Genomic DNA, 18,476 nt, shown 5'->3' with positions numbered 1-18,476 from the left:
CCAACAGTAGCCACAATAACGACGTTTGGCTGGACTATCCTCTGCAACAAACGACTGGGTTCAAAAAAACAGACCTCACTATTTGATACTTTCTTGAGACCTTTTTCACTCTCAATGAACGGTTTAAAAAGGAATTGGGGATTATAACAGCAACAAATATGAAGAATCAGACGCCCTTAACACTCTGTTAAAAATGGTGCTAAACCGTTAAAATGTAGCCACTAAGCAATCTCTTGATTCTGTTTTATTTCGTTTATATCTCCACTTTAATGACTCAAAATACAGGTTTCAACCATAGAGCAACAACCGGTTTCTCGCCATTATCTTATTGGTACAGAAACCCATTGATGGCGCTCTGAATTCTGCAAGTTAACGTTATTTAGGTATATACTTAACTGATTGTGAGATACGACATAAATCCGTACTTATCTGACAAAATGGAATCACTGAAGAGTTATGCCGTTTGCAGATTGCTTGTTTAGAATTTGCGCCTCATGGTGTGATAACCATACTTTACATCTCAATGTCGCTTCGGAGAGTCCACGTGCACATTAGCCCAAATGACAACAATACCTATCGGTACCTTACGCTAGAGAACGGATTACGCGCACTCCTTATCCACAGTGATGATGCGCAACGTTCATCAGCAGCTTTAGCTGTCAATGTGGGGCATTTTGACGATCCAACAGATCGGGAAGGGTTAGCGCATTATCTTGAGCACATGCTGTTTTTGGGAACAGAGAAGTACCCTCGTGTCGGCGATTTCCAAAATTTTATAAACCAACACGGTGGCACTAACAATGCTTGGACGGGAACAGAACATACCTGTTTTTTCTTTGACGTCACTCCCAACGCATTTGATAAAGCTCTCGATCGTTTTAGCCAATTTTTCACTTGCCCATTATTTAATGAAGAAGCTTTAGACAAAGAACGACAAGCTGTTGATTCAGAATACAAAATGAAGATAAATGACGATGCCCGTCGTCTATATCAGGTACAAAAAGAAACCTGCAACCCTGCCCATCCATTTGCTAAATTTTCAGTGGGCAACATTGACACACTGGGCGATCGTGAAGGTTCAAACATCCGCGATGAAATCATCCACTTTCACCAACGTCATTATTCTGCCGATATCATGACTTTGGCAATGATCGGGCCGCACAGTCTTGATGAAATGGAACAATGGGTCAATGAAGGTTTCGCGACCATTCCTAATCACCATCAAAACACCAAACAGATTACAGAACCGTTTGTTACTGAAGAACAAACAGGCATACTCATTCAAGTAGAGCCGCTTAAGGAAATACGCAAGCTTATTTTAAGCTTTCCTCTTCCAGGAACAGAATCTCATTATCAAATTAAACCCCTCTCCTACTTTGCGCATTTGTTAGGCTATGAAGGTGATGGCAGTCTTATGCTCGCACTGAAAGACAAAGGATGGATTACCGCCCTATCTGCCGGAGGTGGTACCAGTGGTAGCAACTACCGTGAGTTTTCAGTGGGTTGTTCACTGACAGAAGAAGGGGTGCAACATGTTGATGAGATTATTCAGTCACTATTTCAGACTCTCAAGTTGATTGGCGAACAAGGCTTATCTGATTGGCGTTATAAAGAAAAACGCGCAGTGCTGGAGTCTGCATTTCAATTCCAGGAAACATCACGTCCAATGGATTTAGTCAGTCACTTAGTGGTCAATATGCAACATTACGCTCCTGACGATACCATTTACGGTGATTACATGATGGCGGGCTATGATGAAGCCCTTCAGCGCTCTTTACTGACATACTTTTCACCCGATAATTTACGGGCAACACTCATTGCTCAAGGGCTGGAATATAACCAAACCGCCGATTGGTACTTTACCCCTTATTCAGTTCGTCCATTTAGCGGTGCCCAACGTATGCAATGGCAACAGCCAATCCGTGATTTACCGATTGAACTGCCAGCGCCTAACCCATTTATTTGTTACGACCTCGCGCCGAAACCACTGAGTTCGGAGCAGCAACATCCAGAAATTATCGAAGAGTTGCCTGGTTTTCGCCTTTGGCACATGCAGGATCAACAATTTCCGGTCCCTAAGGGCGTCATTTATATCGCTATTGATAGTCCGCACTCTGTCGCTAACCCCCGTCATATTGTTATGACACGTCTGTGTGTAGAAATGTTTTTGGACTCCCTAACGAAAGAGACGTACCAAGCTGAAATCGCCGGCATGGGTTATAACATTTACGCTCATCAAGGTGGTGTCACGCTTTCAATATCAGGGTTTAGTCAGAAACAGCCGCAGTTAATGAAAATGATCTTGGATAAATTTGCCAACCGACATTTTCGTGAACAACGCTTTGCTCCTATTAAAGCCCAGCTACAACGTAACTGGCGTAATGCGGCGCATGACCGTCCCATTTCACAATTATTCAATGCTATGACGGGGTTGTTGCAACCCAACAATCCACCGTACGCGACTCTTTTAGCGGCACTTGAAGATATTCAAGTTACGGAACTAGAAGCTTTTGTCGATAAAATATTGGCGGAATTGCACATTGAAATGTTTGTGTTTGGTGATTGGCGCAAAGAAGATGCGCTGCATATGGGTGAATCACTGAAAAATGCGTTGCGTGTTAAAGATCAAACGTATGAAGAATCGTTACGTCCACTCGTGATGTTGGGTAACAATGGTTCTTTCCAACGGGAAGTGCATTGCCATCAAGAAGATTCCGCTATTGTGGTTTACTATCAGTCAGGCTCTATGGATCCACGCAGTATCGCCTTGTATTCATTGGCAAACCATCTGATGTCTGCCGCATTTTTTAATGAGATTAGAACCAAACAGCAGCTTGGATATATGGTAGGCACCGGAAACATGCCATTAAACCGACACCCCGGAATTGTCCTTTATGTTCAATCCCCCAATGTCGGGCCAGCCGATCTCCTGTTTGCTATTGACGAGTTTTTAAATGCATTGCATCTAGTACTATTAGAGTTAAGTGAATATGAGTGGCACAGTAGTAAACGAGGGCTTTGGAATCAGATAGCCAGCCCAGACCAAACTTTGCGTTCACGAGCTCAACGCTTTTGGGTTGCCATTGGCAACAAAGATTGGGAATTCAAACAACGTGAACAAGTACTGGAAGAACTCAAAACACTCACTCGTAGTGACATGTTGCGCTTTGTCATGAATGAGCTCAAACCGCGTAAAGCTAACCGGTTGATTATGCACACCCAAGGTAACGCTCATCAGGATGAAGAGCCATTAACCTCGGGTCAAGAAGTGGGATCAATTGATGAATTTCAACTGCGCCCGAAAGCCTACGATATCGGTTAACTTTCGGATTCAATAACTCGTTTTAATGGATGGGGGTGAAGCTTTATGGTCACCTCTTGCCATTTGAAAGCGACGGTCGGGTTTGCCAAGCGCTCTCCCTCACCTTTAGGGCTCGAGAGTTTTGTTTTAATGCTTTTTGCCTCGAGTTCTGGCCAGCACTTTGCAAATTCGGGAAAGCGTTTAAAAAGATCATTGAGATAGGCTTCGGCTGTTTGAGCATCAGAGGGCACTACAAACTCGACATGCTCCCAATCTTGAGTTGGATACACTTTCCCTTGCGCTGGGAAAGGTAACTCTAAACATTCTATTCGCCATTCTTTTGTCTGTATTGGCTGGAAAAACTTGAATACCACAATCGGACGACCATTAATCTGCGCTGCCGAAATTTCCTGCCCATATTCCCCCCATTCTTCTCGTGCTGATTGAGCCAATTGCACATCGTTAATACGCAAAGCAATGTGATCCATTTGATAAGGAAGGAAATCAAACTTTATATGACCAGAAAAGGCGGCAATTTTCTCGATAAAACTGTCTAAACGAGACAACATCTGATGAGGTGCTAGGCCTGCTTGAATAAGTGGTGTAGACATAAAATAGAGTCCATCGCGCTGTTTTTTCGGCGATAGTAGCAGGAATTGGCTGAAAAGTAGAAATTTAACTAAATTACTCACTATAAGACTGACAATAAAATTGCTATCATGTGCGCCAATTTATGAACCAGATTGAGATATACGAACACTTTCCCAAATGCCTCAGGCATTTGGCTACTGACTAGCGCTTAAACAGCCCATAACTACGAAGTGTTAACGTCATTTTATCGACTAAAACATCACGTTCACTCGTTAAAAACTCAGTAAAGTAACGTATACCCAGCCAATTCCCGGAATTGAAGGAAAAGCGTGTGAATATCCAAGCACTGATTAATGACAAAGTTTCTCAGGCTCTCGAAGCCGCAGGCGCACCAGCAGGCACTCCAGCTGCAGTACGCCAATCAGCAAAACCACAGTTTGGTGACTACCAAGCTAACGGTGTCATGGGCGCGGCCAAAAAATTAGGCACTAACCCTCGCGAATTTGCGCAAAAAGTCTTGGACGTTTTAGATCTTGATGGCATCGCAAGCAAAACTGAAATTGCAGGCCCTGGATTTATTAACATTTTCCTAAGTGAAGACTACTTAGCAACTCAAGCACAGCAAGCACTCGCTGACGCACGCTTGGGCGTTGCTCAATCAGCCCCACAAACTATCGTTGCTGATTACTCTGCACCAAACGTAGCAAAAGAAATGCACGTTGGTCACCTTCGCTCAACCATCATTGGTGATGCTGTTGTTCGTACCCTTGAATTTTTAGGAAACAAAGTTATCCGTGCTAACCACATCGGTGACTGGGGTACACAATTTGGTATGTTGATTGCCAACCTAGAGCGTGTGCAAAAAGAGAGCGGTGAAGTTTCAATGGAGCTGTCTGATCTTGAAGCCTTCTACCGCGAATCTAAGAAGCTGTACGACGAAGACGAAGAGTTTGCAGTGAAAGCGCGTAACTACGTCGTAAAACTGCAAGGCGGCGATCAATACTGTTTAGACATGTGGAAGAAACTGGTTGATATCACTATGGTACAAAACCAGCGCAACTACGATCGCCTCAATGTATCACTGACTCGTGAAAACGTAATGGGCGAGAGCATGTACAACGACATGCTTCCTGGCATTGTTGCAGACCTTAAAGAAAAAGGGTTAGCACATGAATCAGAAGGCGCTCAAGTTGTATTCCTTGATGAATACAAAAACAAAGATGGCGACCCTATGGGCGTTATTATTCAAAAACGCGACGGTGGTTACCTCTACACAACCACTGATATTGCCTGCGCAAAATACCGTTATGAAACACTCGGTGCAGACCGCGTATTGTACTTCATCGACTCACGTCAACATCAACACCTAATGCAAGCTTGGACGATTGTTCGTAAAGCAGGCTATGTACCAGAATCAGTCAGTTTAGAACACCATGCATTCGGTATGATGCTTGGTAAAGATGGTCGCCCATTTAAGACTCGCGCTGGTGGTACTGTTCGTCTAGCTGCACTGCTAGATGAAGCCGAGCAACGCGCAGCTAAACTGATCGAAGAGAAGAACTCTGAATGGAGCGCAGAAGAGAAAGCGAACATCGCAAAAACTGTCGCTATGGCGGCAGTAAAATACGCGGACCTTTCTAAGCACCGTACGACAGACTATGTCTTTGACTGGGATAACATGCTTGCTTTTGAAGGTAACACAGCACCATACATGCAGTATGCCTACACTCGTGTTGCTTCTATCTTCTCGAAAGCAGGTGTATCAATGGACAACCTAAGCGGTTCTATCCAGATCACTGATGATAAAGAGAAAGCTTTGGTTGCTAAACTACTGCAATTTGAAGAAGCAGTTCAAGCTGTTGCTCGTGAAGGTCAACCTCACTTGCTATGTGCATACTTGTTCGAACTTGCTGGCCAATTCTCAAGTTTCTACGAAGCATGCCCAATTCTAAGTGCTGAAGACAATGTTAAAAACAGCCGTTTACAATTGGCAGCATTGACCGCAAAAACCATTAAGCAAGGTTTAGCGCTTCTTGGTATCAACACACTAGAACGCATGTAAACATCGTTCCAGTTTTAGAGTCTTGTTGAAATCATGACAGTAAAAAGGTTGGCAAATTGCCAACCTTTTGTTTTATTGGAATCAATAATTTATATATCTAAGGACATGACCCATGAGTTTTGAACTCCACCCACAATTAGCCAAAGACACTGACGTTATTGGTCATTTTCCATTGTGTATCGCCCTATTACATAAAGATGATGCTGTTCCTTGGGTTATTCTCGTTCCTAAAAAAGAAGCATTGAAAGAGCTCCACCATCTACCAATGGAAGAGCAGCAACAATTTCTACTCGAATCCCAAGTAGTCAGTGAAGCGATTGAACAGCTCTTTAGCCCAGACAAAATTAACCTCGGTGCATTGGGTAATATGGTGCCACAACTGCACATTCATCACATTGCCCGTTTTAAAACTGACGTAGCTTGGCCGGGACCAGTGTGGGGCAACACCAAAGGTGCCGTACGCGCAGCTGAAGAGCAGCAGCAACTGGTAAAAACATTGCGCCAAGAATTTGCTAAAAGCCCATTATTCTCTTTATAAATAATAAGGCTAAGACTAAAAAACAGGCCCTCATTGCGAGGGCCTGTTTTTCTCTATGGGTAGCAGATATTACATGGTGACATTAATCGCCAATGAATCACTACTATTAACCCTATAACGAACACGAACTCGACCTTTACTGCCTGGTGTTTTATCTTCCAAGCGTGAAATCGCGCCCTTTTGCAACCAAACATGCAGCATGGCGTCAACACCATCTTCACTGAGTGCAAAACGCTGTGCTAATTCAGTACGGCTCGCGCCATGATGTTGGCTAATATAATCTTTTAGTTCGGTCAAAATCATACTGCCCCCACCTGAATAGTTTGAGGTTTAGATCCTTGTTTCCTCAAGTAGAAGAACGTCGCAACATAACCTGCAATAATGATGACTAACCAAGCAATACTTTCTACAGGGTTGCTGTGAATACGTGTTGCTTGATAGAAGAAAGTGGCACCGCCGTAACCTAATGCAAATGTCCACACCGCGATAAAGCGAGCAAACTTAGGTCCAAACTCACGGACATAAGCACCCATGGCAGCCACACACGGTGTGTATAACAACACTAATAACAAGTATGAGAACGCCGCATAACCATCGCTGAAATAATTATTTAAGTTGTTGAAAATAGAACTGTCGACATCTTGCTCTGTGGCGACTTCTTGGCTGTTACTTAAATCCCCAACTTCGATACCAAGTGGATCTGAGAAGTTAAGTCCAGCTAAGTTTTCCGGAATCGACATAACCGCGTCTTTTAAGCTGCCCATTAAGTCGTAATCGTCGCCACCAGCGGCCTCATTAGAGCTGTACAGACTATTTAACGTTCCGACTACCGCTTCTTTTGCGAAGATACCGGTAATGATACCTACGGTTGCAGGCCAGTTGTCTTTTTCAACACCTAGTGGCTCAAACACAGGAGTCACTACCTGAGCAGCACGAGATAACACAGAGTTAGGGCTGTCTTCATTACCAAATGAGCCATCCATACCGAGTGAATTAAAGAAACTTAACACGGCAACGACAAGAACGATGGTTTTACCCGCACCTAGAACAAAACGTTTTAGTTTTTGCCAAGTTTTAATTAACACGTTTTGCAATGTTGGAATTTCGTAATCAGGCATTTCCATGATTAAAGAATCACTTGACCCCGGAAATAGCGTTTTCTTCATAAAGAGTCCAGTGAATACCGCTGCAACGATACCAAGGATATAGAGTAAGAAGACGATATTTTGACCACTATTAGGGAAGAATGCAGCAGCAAACAAGGCGTACACTGGTAAACGAGCACCACATGACATAAATGGAGCCATTGATGCCGCCAATTTACGTTCACGTTCTTGATCAAGCGTACGAGTCGCCATGATGGCTGGTACATTACAACCAAAACCCAACACCAAAGGGACAAATGCTTTGCCCGGTAAGCCGATTTTTTGCATGACTTTATCAAGGACAAATGCCGCGCGAGACATATACCCAGAACTTTCTAGGACAGCTAAGAACAGATATAAACACGCGATAACCGGGATGAATGTCGCGACGGTTTGAATACCTCCGCCAATACCATCTACGATAACTGTCACTAACCACTGTGGTAAGTGATTATCGAGCAAATAGTGACCACCATCGACTAAAACAGCGCCAAAGCTGATATCAAAAAAATCAATAAATGCACTACCAATGTTAATAGAGAACATGAACATCAAGTACATCACGATAAAGAAGAACGGAATACCAAACCATTTGTTCAAAATCAGTTTGTCAGCTTGAGCAGTAAAGTTATGTGTTAACTTACCTTCGTTGGTGCGAACTTTTTGGCACTGCTTATGTAGCAAGGTATATTTTACATCCGCGACATGTAAATCGATGTCTTCAGCGCAATTCTTTTGAACTGCCTCAATCTGAGCACGTTGTGCTGCTGGTAATTCATTAATCACTAGACGATCGTTTTCTAACGCGCGAATTGCTAATGCACGCGCTGCTGCCACTTTGCCAGTAAATAGCGGCTCAATTTCTGTAATAGACTGCTCGAATACATCGCTGTAAGTCAGTTTAAACGCATCTAATTTGACACCTTGAACCAAAGTGCGATGGAGCTGTTCTTTAAATTCATTTACTTGACCGCGGCTGTGCGCAGAAATGGCAAATACAGGACAACCCAATACTTTTTGTAACGCTTTCTCATCAAGACTTTGACGTTCCCGTTTCAACGCATCTATTTTGTTAAGTACCACAACCATAGGGCGACCTAACTCACGCAACTGCAATGTCATATACAGACTACGTTCTAAACATGTGGCATCGACTACGTTAATGATAATGTCTGCGGGATGACTTAATACCGCACGAGAGGCGATTGATTCATCAATACTATTAGCATCGTTACCACTATCAAGTGCATAGATCCCTGGCAAATCCGTCAAATGAAATTCATCACCGGAGTGCACGTAACGGCCTGTTTTCTTATCGACAGTGACCCCAGCCCAGTTACCCACCTGCTGACGAGCCCCCGTTAACCCATTGAATAGTGTGGTTTTGCCGCTATTTGGGTTACCAACGGTTAAAACTTGATACTGCATTATACTCGCTCCACTTCAATATCATCTGCGATACTGACACGCAGTGCAATTGATACACCACGGACTTCAACTTGTAACGGATCTCCCATCGGGGCGCGACGAACAAGTGTGATGTTGGTATTCGGTAACATCCCCATTGTCATAAGTCGCTTACGAGCGTCCTGCGATAATTTTTGCAAAGTGGTCACACACCCAACTTCGCCGCTTTTTAATTCTGATAATTTCATTGCCATGCCAGTGGTTTTAGTATTCTTAATGAGAAATATTTTTATTTAGTTTAAGTATGATAGTTAAATTTATACGGGTTGAGAATGTTCAACATCAAAAAAAGCCACGTAATATATGTGTGTTTAACCATCTGGCAATTTATTTATTATTTTCAAAAAATAAGATATTACTTATATAAAAAAAGCGACTTACCGTCGCTTTTTTATTCTATTTGTATCACTTTCTATTGAGATAAGCAGTCATAATAACTTTGGCTTAAATGACGGAGAAATTGGAAATATCCGCCAGAGGTTACCGGAATATCGGTAGCAAGTGGGTCAAGAATCCCAATCGTCGCTTTTGTACCACGTACAACACTTTTGATTACAGCAGGTTGGAATTGAGGTTCCGCAAACACACATTGAATTTTATTCTCAGTGAGTAAGGTACGAATTTTTATCAGCGTTTTCGCTCCAGGTTTACGCTCAGGACTGACAGTAAAGTGACCTTGGTTATTTAAGCCAAAATGTTGTTCAAAATAAGCATAACCGTCGTGGAAAACATAGTAAGGAATCTTTTGCACCGGTTTAAGCTGAGCTTGAATGTCTTTATCTGTCTGCTTAAGAGATAGCAAAAACTGCTTTAGATTTGTCCGGTACTGCTGTGAGTGGGCGCTATCCATCGCAATTAACTTATTAGTAATTGCTTGCGCAACAGTCGCAGCTTGTTTTACGCCCAGCCAAAAATGCGGATCATGCTCGCCATGATGGTGATGCCCCTCCTCATGTTCGTCATGCTCTTCTGGCCCAAATTTACGAAGCTTCAAATTAGGAATATCACTAAGCGTTAGTACATTGCTTTGTTCTGACAAAATCTTAGTTAAAAAAGGCTCTAGATCAAGACCAAACCAAATAACAAGCGATGCTTGACGGATACGTTTTACATCAGAAGGACGTAAAGCATAATCGTGCGGAGAAGCGTTAGTACCAAGTAACACATCCGGTGTCTCAATACCTTGAGTGAGCTCGTTGGTAATCAATTGAATGGGTTTAATGCTGGTTAAGATACCATTCGCCCATGATGTTGCTGAAATAATCAGCAAAGTGACCGTCAATAAGAGTCTAGCTAACATATTTGAATTCTAACCTGTAGCGAAAAAATTGCCGAGATGTTACATTATAACATCGTGTCTTAGCAAATGAGTTTCTTTCATGCCGACTCTTATTGAGTTACAAAATATTTGTGTCACTTACAATCAAAAACATGTCTTAGACCATATATCTCTAACTATAGAGCAAGGCAAAATCACTACCCTAATCGGACCAAATGGCGCGGGAAAATCCACATTAGTTAAAGTGCTACTTAATCTATTAAAGTCCCATTCAGGTGTCGTTAGCCGAGCAAAAAATCTTAAAATTGGCTATGTTCCACAGAAATTAAAGCTCAACGAAACACTCCCGTTAACCGTCGAACGTTTTCTTAAACTTGCAGGCCGTTTTAGCGCGAGTGAAATTCAGCAAGCCCTGCGTTTAGTTGGTGCTGAACATTTACTTCATAATGACATGCATCAGCTTTCCGGTGGAGAGAACCAACGCGTACTGATTGCTCGAGCCTTACTCCCTCGCCCACAGTTATTAGTACTAGACGAACCCGCACAAGGTGTTGATGTTCAAGGACAAATAGATCTGTACGCATTAATCAACGATATTCGCTCTCGTTTTCAATGCGCTGTGTTTATGGTATCCCATGACTTACATTTGGTCATGGCTCAAACCGATGACGTAGTGTGTCTGCAGCATCATATCTGTTGTTCTGGTACACCAGAAGCCATCACTCAGCACCCTGAGTACCTTTCTTTGTTTGGTCGCCAAACTCAAGAAAACCTCGCATTTTATCAGCACCATCACAATCATCATCATCATGACTTATCGGGTAACCCCGTCAGTGGCGATGGCGATCATTGCCACTCTCATGATCACGGGCATCATCAACATGATTGAGTTTCTTCTACCTTCGATATTGGCAGGACTCGGTATCGCATTCATTTCTGGGCCTCTAGGCTCATTTGTGGTTTGGCGCCGAATGTCCTACTTTGGCGATACCTTAGCTCACGCTTCCTTACTCGGCATCGCATTAGGTTTCTTGTTCGATATTAACCTTTACCTTGCTTTATTAGTGTGTTGCCTTGGGCTTGCCGTCGTACTAGTGGTCATGCAGCGCCAAAAACTGGTCGCTACCGATACCTTATTAGGTATTCTGGCACATAGTTCCCTGTCACTAGGGCTTATCGCTGTCAGTTTTCTTGATAATGTTCGTATCGACCTGATGAGTTATCTCTTTGGCGATCTGCTTTCAGTCACACCGACTGACCTGACCTTTATTTGGTCTGGCGTCATTATTGTCGCGGCCTTACTTTATTACTTTTGGCGGCCACTACTTTCAAGCAGCATTAATGAAGATTTAGCGACAGTCGATGGCATTAACGTCGATTTAATGCGCCTCATCTTAATGCTACTTATTGGTACTGTGATTGCTGTGGGTATGAAATTTGTGGGGGCGCTGATTATGACATCTCTCCTTATTATTCCTGCAGCTGGCGCACGCCGTTTAGCTTCGACCCCAGAACAAATGGCATTGTTTGCCTCGTTAATCGGTTGTGTAAGTGTGCTTAGTGGTATCACCCTTTCTTGGCATTATGATACTCCAGCTGGCCCATCGGTGGTGATCAGTGCAGCGGCACTCTTTATCTTAAGTCACTTAGTAAAACGTAAAGCCTGAATAAACAAAAACCCTAAGCATTGCTTAGGGTTTTAGGTATTCACAACCATTTGGTTAGAAGATTACCAGCCGGTCACTTCACGCAATGCGCTACCGATTTGAGCTAGGCTTTTCACGGTCTTAACGCCCGCGGCTTCAAGTGCTGCAAATTTTTCATCCGCAGTCCCTTTCCCACCAGAAATAATAGCTCCAGCATGACCCATACGTTTACCCGGAGGCGCAGTCACACCCGCGATATATGAGACGACAGGTTTAGTCACATTCTCTTTGATGTATGCCGCTGCTTCTTCTTCAGCCGTACCACCAATTTCACCGATCATCACAATCGCTTCAGTTTCTGGATCTTTTTCAAACAGCGCCAAAATATCAATGAAATTAGAGCCCGGGATTGGGTCACCACCGATACCAACACAGGTTGTTTGGCCGAAACCTTCATCCGTTGTTTGTTTTACTGCTTCATAAGTTAGAGTACCGGAGCGAGATACGATGCCCACCTTACCTTTCTTATGAATATGTCCAGGCATGATACCAATCTTACATTCATCCGGCGTAATGACTCCCGGACAGTTAGGACCGATCATCCGTACACCCGCTTCATCTAAACGTACTTTAACGTCTAACATATCTAGCGTTGGAATACCTTCAGTAATGGTGACGATCAGTTTGATACCTGAGTCGACGGCTTCCAATATTGCATCTTTACAGAAAGGAGCGGGTACATAAATCACAGATGCGTTCGCACCTGTCGCTTCAACCGCTTCACGGACAGTATTAAACACAGGTAAACCTAAATGTTTAGTGCCACCTTTACCGGGTGAAACGCCGCCAACAAGTTGCGTACCATAGTCGAGAGCTTGCTCAGAGTGAAATGTCCCTTGTCCGCCGGTGAATCCCTGACAGATGACTTTAGTCGATTTATCGATAAGAATTGACATTATTTACCCTCCGCTGCCGCAACAACTTTTTCTGCAGCTTCGGTAAGCGAAGTGGCTGCAATAATATTTAAGCCACTGTCGGCCAATGTTTTCGCACCGAGTTCTGCGTTATTCCCTTCAAGGCGTACTACTACTGGTACTTTGACGCCAACTTCTTCTACTGCTCCAATAATCCCTTCTGCGATTAAATCACAACGAACGATACCACCAAAGATATTCACTAATACCGCTTTGACATTGTTATCAGAAAGAATGATTTTAAATGCTTCCGTAACGCGCTCTTTCGTCGCGCCGCCGCCAACATCCAAAAAGTTAGCAGGATGACCACCATGAATGTTTACGATATCCATCGTCCCCATTGCTAAACCCGCGCCGTTGACCATGCAGCCAATATTGCCATCAAGCGCAACATAGTTAAGTTCCCATTTTGCAGCATGAGCTTCGCGAGCATCTTCTTGAGTCGTGTCGTGCATATCGCGTAATGTTGGCTGGCGATATAACGCATTGGAATCGATATTGATCTTACCGTCTAGGCACAATAAATTGCCTTCGCCTGTAATCACCAATGGGTTGATCTCTAGCAGAGCGAGATCATATTGGGTAAACATATTGCCTAACCCAAGGAAAATCTTAGTAAACTGTTTAATTTGGTCACCTTCAAGCCCAAGCTTGAACGCCAATTCACGACCTTGATATGGCTGAGGCCCTACTAACGGATCAATCGCTGCTTTATGAATCAGTTCTGGAGTTTCTTCCGCTACTTTTTCAATTTCCACACCACCTTCTGTCGATGCCATAAACACGATACGCCGTGTAGAGCGATCGACAACAGCACCGAGATAGAGCTCATTCGCGATGTTGGAAGCCGCTTCAACAAGAATTTTTGAAACAGGTTGTCCATTTGCGTCTGTTTGATAGGTCACAAGGTTTTTACCTAGCCACTTTTGCGCAAAATCACGGATACCTTCTTTGTTATCATGCAGTTCGACACCGCCTGCCTTACCACGGCCACCAGCATGCACCTGACATTTTACGACCCACTTACTTCCACCGATCTTACCAGCAGCTTCAGCAGCTTCTTGTGGAGTATCGCAGGCATAACCTTCAGGTACTGGCAGTCCGAACTCTGCAAACAGCTGTTTGGCTTGATATTCATGCAAATTCATTGTGTTGTTCCGTCTGTTCGTTTTTATCCATAGCTCCTGTAAACAGGGCTTCACGTCTTGTAGGGAGACTCAGATGAGCGCCACTTTTCAGTGACTTAACCGGGTTAGACGTTGAGCTAGTCTAACCCGAAAAGTTTTAGACGTCTAGAAATCTAAACGTATAAACATTTATACATCAAGAAGTAAGCGCGCAGGATCTTCTAGCAATTCTTTTACGGTTACTAGGAAACCTACTGATTCACGACCATCAACCAAACGGTGGTCATAAGACAGAGCTAGGTACATCATTGGCAAGATTTCGATTTTGCCATCAACAACCATTGGACGGTCTTGAATCTTGTGCATACCTAAAATTGCTGCTTGTGGCGGGTTAATGATTGGCGTAGACATCAATGAACCAAATACACCACCGTTAGTAATAGTAAAGTTACCTCCGGTCAATTCATCCACTGTCAATTTGCCATCACGCCCTTTTAGCGCAAGTTCTTTAATGCCTTTCTCGATTTGAGCCAGACTCAATGTGTCAGTATCACGTAATACCGGTGTTACCAACCCACGAGGAGTCGATACGGCAATACTGATATCAAAGAAGTTGTGGTACACAATGTCATCACCGTCAAGTGACGCATTCACTTCTGGATAACGCTTCAGTGCTTCTGTGACCGCCTTAACATAGAAAGACATAAAACCTAAACGGATATCATGTTTTTTCTCAAACAGATCTTGATATTGCTTACGCAGATCTTTAATCGGTTTCATGTTTACTTCGTTAAACGTAGTCAGCATTGCTGTACTGTTTTTGGCTTCTAACAGACGCTCTGCAATACGTTTACGTAAACGCGTCATAGGCACACGTTTTTCACTGCGACCAGAAGCGACGGGCGCAATCGGTTCTGCTTCTTTCGTCGCAGGTGCTGCTTTCGCTTTCTTAGCAAGATACGAATCAACGTCTTCGCGTGTAATACGTCCACCAACGCCAGTGCCTTTCACATCGCTCGCTTCTAGATTATTTTCAGCGAGTAAACGACGAACGGCTGGGCTTAGCCAATCATTGCTTTCCTCAGTGAGCGATGTCTTATGACGGCTGTCTGGAGAAGGCTCTGCTGACTCCGCTTTATCTTTGGTTGGTTCACCAGCTACTACGCCCGGTTTGAGACGCGCAAGCAGCTGTTTAGAAAGCACGGTGGAGCCTTCATCTTCAACGATTTCTGCCATCACGCCAGCTTCTGGCGCAGGCACTTCTAATACGACTTTATCGGTTTCGATTTCAACAATGACTTCGTCGCGATCGACTGGGTCACCCGCTTTTTTATGCCATGTAGCCACGGTCGCATCGGCTACAGATTCAGGTAAATCTGGAACCAGAATTTCTATTGTCATCTTTTGGTCTTCCTTTCTCTTCTAGTTCTTAATTGATCGTCAATGCGTCTTCAACTAATGCTTTCTGTTGTTTCAAGTGTACCGACATATAACCTACTGCTGGAGAAGCAGAAGCTGGACGGCCCGCATATTTCAATTTTGCTCCATCAGGAATCGCTGCAACGAAATTGTGCTGACTTGAATACCATGCACCTTGGTTTTGTGGCTCTTCCTGACACCAAACATAATCGACAACATTGGTGTATGGCGCTATCAGTTCTCGAACATGATCAATAGGGAACGGATAAAGCTGTTCGATACGAATGATGGCGACATCGTCTTGCTCATTCGCCCGACGCTGCTCAAGTAAGTCGTAATACACTTTGCCAGAACAGAACACTACGCGTTTGACTTTAGCAGGATCTAATTCGTCGACCTCACCTATCGCTGGCATAAAATTACCGTTGGCGAGTTCATCTAAACTAGAAACACATAATGGATGACGCAACAAAGACTTAGGTGACATCACTATCAGTGGTCGACGCATAGGGCGTACCACCTGACGACGGAGCATATGATAGACCTGCGCCGGACTTGATGGCACCACGACTTGAATATTTTGCTCAGCACAAAGCTGTAGATAACGCTCTAAACGAGCAGAAGAGTGTTCAGGCCCCTGGCCTTCATATCCATGTGGTAGCAACATTGTTAAGCCACATAAACGGCCCCATTTCTGCTCACCAGAAGAGATAAATTGGTCAATGACAACCTGAGCACCGTTGGCAAAATCACCAAATTGCGCTTCCCAGATCGTTAAGCCACTAGGTTCCGCCGTCGCATAACCGTATTCAAACGCGAGTACCGCTTCTTCAGATAATACCGAGTCAATCACTTGGAATGGACCTTGTTTATCATGAATATGCTTAAGTGGCGCATAAGTGCTCGCATCAGTTTGATTATGCAGTACTGAATGACGATGGAAGAACGTGCCACGGCCGGAATCTTGTCCAGATAAACGGATACGCTTGCCATAATCCACTAACGTGGCATATGCAAAAATTTCTGCCATCCCCCAATCCAGCATTTTTTCGCCCGACACCATAGCACGGCGATCTTCATAAATTTTAGCTACTCGACTTTGCAATTTATGACTTTCCGGCCAAGTACATAGACGATTACCCAATTCTTTAAGACGCTCAAAATCGAATTGATTTTGCCATTCCATGTTCCAGTCGTGATTGAGGTACGGCTCCCAATCTACTGAATGCATGGTCATTGGACGCCACTCTTTCACCACGACTTCACCGTGATCCAGCGCATCTCGGTACTCATTAATTAACTGAGTTGCTGTTTCAATATCACTCTCACCACGATCCATTAATACATCAGCATATAATTTCCGAGGTGTTGGGTGCTTCTTGATTTTTTGATACATCAAAGGCTGCGTTGCATTTGGCTCGTCAGCTTCGTTATGACCGTGGCGGCGATAACACACTAAATCGATAACAACATCGCGTTTGAAAGTATTACGGTAGTCCAGTGCAATACGCGTTACAAAGGCTACAGCCTCTGGGTTATCAGCATTGACATGGAAGATAGGAGCCTGCACCATTTTTGCAATATCGGTACAGTACATAGTTGAACGAGTGTCAGTAGGATTAGACGTTGTGAACCCCACTTGGTTGTTGATAACGATACGAACCGTACCACCAACTCGGAAGCCACGAGCTTGAGACATATTAAATGTTTCAGCCACAACGCCCTGCCCTGCGATCGCCGAATCACCGTGGATGGTAATTGGCAGAACTTTGGCGCCTTCTTTATCACCTAAACGATCTTGACGAGCTCGTACCGACCCCATAACCACGGGGTTAACGATTTCTAGGTGAGATGGGTTAAACGCAAGCGCCAAGTGAACATCACCACCTTCAGTGGCGAAATCAGCCGAGAAACCTTGGTGATATTTCACATCACCAGTACCCCATGTTTCATCATGCTTGCCAGCGAATTCATCGAATAAGCCTTGCGGTTTTTTACCGAGCACGTTCACCAACATATTCAATCGACCACGGTGAGCCATACCGATAACCACTTCTCGCATGCCTTTTGAACCTGCATAACGGATTAATTCTTTGGTCATTGGAATAAGAGCATCGCCCCCTTCCAACGAAAAGCGTTTAGCACCTGGGAACTTCGCACCTAAATAACGTTCTAGCCCTTCTGCAGCCGTTAACTCTTCAAGAAACGTATTTTTCTCGTCAAGGCTAAATTGGGGATGCCCGTTAATAGGTTCGATTTGCTGTTGAATCCAACGCTTTTGTTCTGTGTCAGTAATGTGCATGTATTCTGCACCAACTGAACCACAGTAAATATTATTGAGTGATTGATAAATATCTTTTAACTGCATCGTATCGCTGCCAATGGCGAACGAGCCTACGTTAAAAGTTTCTTCCATGTCATCATTGTTTAGATTATGGAAAGCTGGTTCTAATTCCGCCACAGGCGGACGCTGCCATAATCCAAGAGGGTCCAATTGAGCAGCTTCGTGACCGCGGAAACGGTACGCGTTTATAAGCTGGAGTACTTTTACCTGTTTTGCATCGACTTCAGGATCACTAACTTGGACACTGTAATGCTTAGTCTCTTGAGCGAGTCGCCGGAAGTAATCACGGATGCGCGTATGTGATTGTTCAACCACATTGTCAGGTTGCATAGGCAACCCTTCAAACACACGTCTCCATTCCTCACTTACCAATTCGGGATCACTTAGATACGTTTCGTAGAGTTCCTCTACATAAGTTGCATTGGCGCCAGCCAAGTGTGAAGACTCGAGCCATGCCTTCATCACGCCGTTGTGCATCATTTTCCCTTTACCAGTAGTTTACAGTTGCTGCGGTCTTTCGCCGAGCTATTGTTATACCAATCTCCGTGATTGGTATAAGAAGCAGGCTCGAAAGCCTGCTGTA

At 43.9% G+C, this 18,476-nt stretch carries 14 protein-coding genes; 5 read left to right on the top strand and 9 right to left on the bottom strand.

Annotated elements, in window-relative coordinates; genetic code table 11:
• Window positions 1-544 precede the first annotated feature (544 nt).
• A complete protein-coding gene (locus tag I1A42_RS03025; protein ID WP_196122610.1) occupies window positions 545-3,322 on the top strand; it encodes an insulinase family protein in 2,778 nt (925 codons plus the stop codon).
• On the opposite strand, the gene I1A42_RS03020 is transcribed toward I1A42_RS03025, so the two are convergent.
• Complete coding sequence (locus tag I1A42_RS03020; protein WP_196122609.1) at window positions 3,319-3,912, bottom strand: VOC family protein; 594 nt, start codon at window positions 3,910-3,912, stop codon at window positions 3,319-3,321. The genes I1A42_RS03025 and I1A42_RS03020 overlap by 4 nt on opposite strands.
• 311 nt (window positions 3,913-4,223) lie before the next feature.
• Here I1A42_RS03020 and argS point away from each other — a divergent pair, with 311 nt between their 5' ends.
• The gene (gene argS / locus I1A42_RS03015; protein ID WP_196122608.1) at window positions 4,224-5,954 is read left to right on the top strand and encodes an arginine--tRNA ligase; all 1,731 of its coding nucleotides are present in this window, start codon (window positions 4,224-4,226) and stop codon (window positions 5,952-5,954) included.
• Window positions 5,955-6,066: 112 nt separating this feature from the next.
• Entirely contained in the window at window positions 6,067-6,492 is a 426-nt protein-coding gene (locus I1A42_RS03010) for an HIT family protein (protein ID WP_161153421.1), read from the top strand.
• 69 nt (window positions 6,493-6,561) lie between these two features.
• Here I1A42_RS03010 and I1A42_RS03005 read toward each other — a convergent pair whose 3' ends face one another.
• From I1A42_RS03005 to znuA, 4 genes are all read right to left on the bottom strand, one after another.
• Complete coding sequence (locus tag I1A42_RS03005) at window positions 6,562-6,795, bottom strand: FeoC-like transcriptional regulator (RefSeq protein ID WP_161153420.1); 234 nt, start codon at window positions 6,793-6,795, stop codon at window positions 6,562-6,564.
• On the bottom strand, window positions 6,792-9,065 hold the full coding sequence (gene feoB, locus I1A42_RS03000; protein WP_196122607.1) for a Fe(2+) transporter permease subunit FeoB: 2,274 nt from the start codon (window positions 9,063-9,065) through the stop codon (window positions 6,792-6,794). The genes I1A42_RS03005 and feoB overlap by 4 nt, the downstream gene beginning before the upstream one ends.
• Window positions 9,065-9,292, bottom strand: coding sequence for a FeoA family protein (locus I1A42_RS02995; protein ID WP_161153418.1), 228 nt, complete (start codon window positions 9,290-9,292; stop codon window positions 9,065-9,067). Before I1A42_RS02995 ends, feoB begins: the two co-directional genes overlap by 1 nt.
• Window positions 9,293-9,516: 224 nt before the next feature.
• The gene (gene znuA, locus I1A42_RS02990) at window positions 9,517-10,404 is read right to left on the bottom strand and encodes a zinc ABC transporter substrate-binding protein ZnuA (protein WP_196122606.1); all 888 of its coding nucleotides are present in this window, start codon (window positions 10,402-10,404) and stop codon (window positions 9,517-9,519) included.
• A gap of 79 nt (window positions 10,405-10,483) precedes the next feature.
• Between znuA and znuC the strand changes: the two genes are divergently transcribed.
• Window positions 10,484-11,272 carry a zinc ABC transporter ATP-binding protein ZnuC gene (gene znuC, locus I1A42_RS02985; RefSeq protein ID WP_196122605.1) on the top strand — a complete coding sequence of 263 codons (789 nt, stop codon included), beginning with the start codon at window positions 10,484-10,486 and terminating at the stop codon, window positions 11,270-11,272.
• On the top strand, window positions 11,265-12,050 hold the full coding sequence (gene znuB / locus I1A42_RS02980) for a zinc ABC transporter permease subunit ZnuB (RefSeq protein ID WP_161153529.1): 786 nt from the start codon (window positions 11,265-11,267) through the stop codon (window positions 12,048-12,050). Before znuC ends, znuB begins: the two co-directional genes overlap by 8 nt.
• Window positions 12,051-12,112: 62 nt before the next feature.
• Here the strand turns inward: znuB and sucD are convergent, their stop codons facing one another.
• From sucD to sucA, 4 genes are all read right to left on the bottom strand, one after another.
• Window positions 12,113-12,985, bottom strand: a complete 873-nt coding sequence (gene sucD / locus I1A42_RS02975) for a succinate--CoA ligase subunit alpha (RefSeq protein ID WP_196122604.1) — start codon at window positions 12,983-12,985, stop codon at window positions 12,113-12,115.
• Complete coding sequence (sucC, locus tag I1A42_RS02970) at window positions 12,985-14,151, bottom strand: ADP-forming succinate--CoA ligase subunit beta (RefSeq protein WP_161153414.1); 1,167 nt, start codon at window positions 14,149-14,151, stop codon at window positions 12,985-12,987. The genes sucD and sucC overlap by 1 nt, the downstream gene beginning before the upstream one ends.
• A 168-nt stretch (window positions 14,152-14,319) precedes the next feature.
• Window positions 14,320-15,531: a 2-oxoglutarate dehydrogenase complex dihydrolipoyllysine-residue succinyltransferase gene (gene odhB / locus I1A42_RS02965; protein WP_161153413.1), complete on the bottom strand. Its 1,212-nt coding sequence runs from the start codon at window positions 15,529-15,531 to the stop codon at window positions 14,320-14,322.
• Between the two features lie 28 nt (window positions 15,532-15,559).
• Window positions 15,560-18,370, bottom strand: coding sequence for a 2-oxoglutarate dehydrogenase E1 component (gene sucA / locus I1A42_RS02960; protein WP_196123768.1), 2,811 nt, complete (start codon window positions 18,368-18,370; stop codon window positions 15,560-15,562).
• Window positions 18,371-18,476: the final 106 nt, after the last annotated feature.

The organism is Vibrio nitrifigilis, assembly GCF_015686695.1.
Lineage (GTDB): Bacteria > Pseudomonadota > Gammaproteobacteria > Enterobacterales > Vibrionaceae > Vibrio > Vibrio nitrifigilis.
Note: the sequence above shows the minus strand (reverse complement) of the source record. Positions and strands in the feature narration are given on the sequence as shown.

Coding starts and splice junctions, on each gene's coding strand:
- znuB (WP_161153529.1), top strand. CDS start 11,265: ATGATTGAGTTTCTTCTACCTTCGATATTGGCAGGACTCGGTATCGCA.
- sucC (WP_161153414.1), bottom strand. CDS start 14,151: ATGAATTTGCATGAATATCAAGCCAAACAGCTGTTTGCAGAGTTCGGA.
- I1A42_RS03020 (WP_196122609.1), bottom strand. CDS start 3,912: ATGTCTACACCACTTATTCAAGCAGGCCTAGCACCTCATCAGATGTTG.
- znuA (WP_196122606.1), bottom strand. CDS start 10,404: ATGTTAGCTAGACTCTTATTGACGGTCACTTTGCTGATTATTTCAGCA.
- I1A42_RS03010 (WP_161153421.1), top strand. CDS start 6,067: ATGAGTTTTGAACTCCACCCACAATTAGCCAAAGACACTGACGTTATT.
- feoB (WP_196122607.1), bottom strand. CDS start 9,065: ATGCAGTATCAAGTTTTAACCGTTGGTAACCCAAATAGCGGCAAAACC.
- sucA (WP_196123768.1), bottom strand. CDS start 18,370: ATGCACAACGGCGTGATGAAGGCATGGCTCGAGTCTTCACACTTGGCT.
- odhB (WP_161153413.1), bottom strand. CDS start 15,531: ATGACAATAGAAATTCTGGTTCCAGATTTACCTGAATCTGTAGCCGAT.
- znuC (WP_196122605.1), top strand. CDS start 10,484: ATGCCGACTCTTATTGAGTTACAAAATATTTGTGTCACTTACAATCAA.
- I1A42_RS02995 (WP_161153418.1), bottom strand. CDS start 9,292: ATGAAATTATCAGAATTAAAAAGCGGCGAAGTTGGGTGTGTGACCACT.
- I1A42_RS03005 (WP_161153420.1), bottom strand. CDS start 6,795: ATGATTTTGACCGAACTAAAAGATTATATTAGCCAACATCATGGCGCG.
- sucD (WP_196122604.1), bottom strand. CDS start 12,985: ATGTCAATTCTTATCGATAAATCGACTAAAGTCATCTGTCAGGGATTC.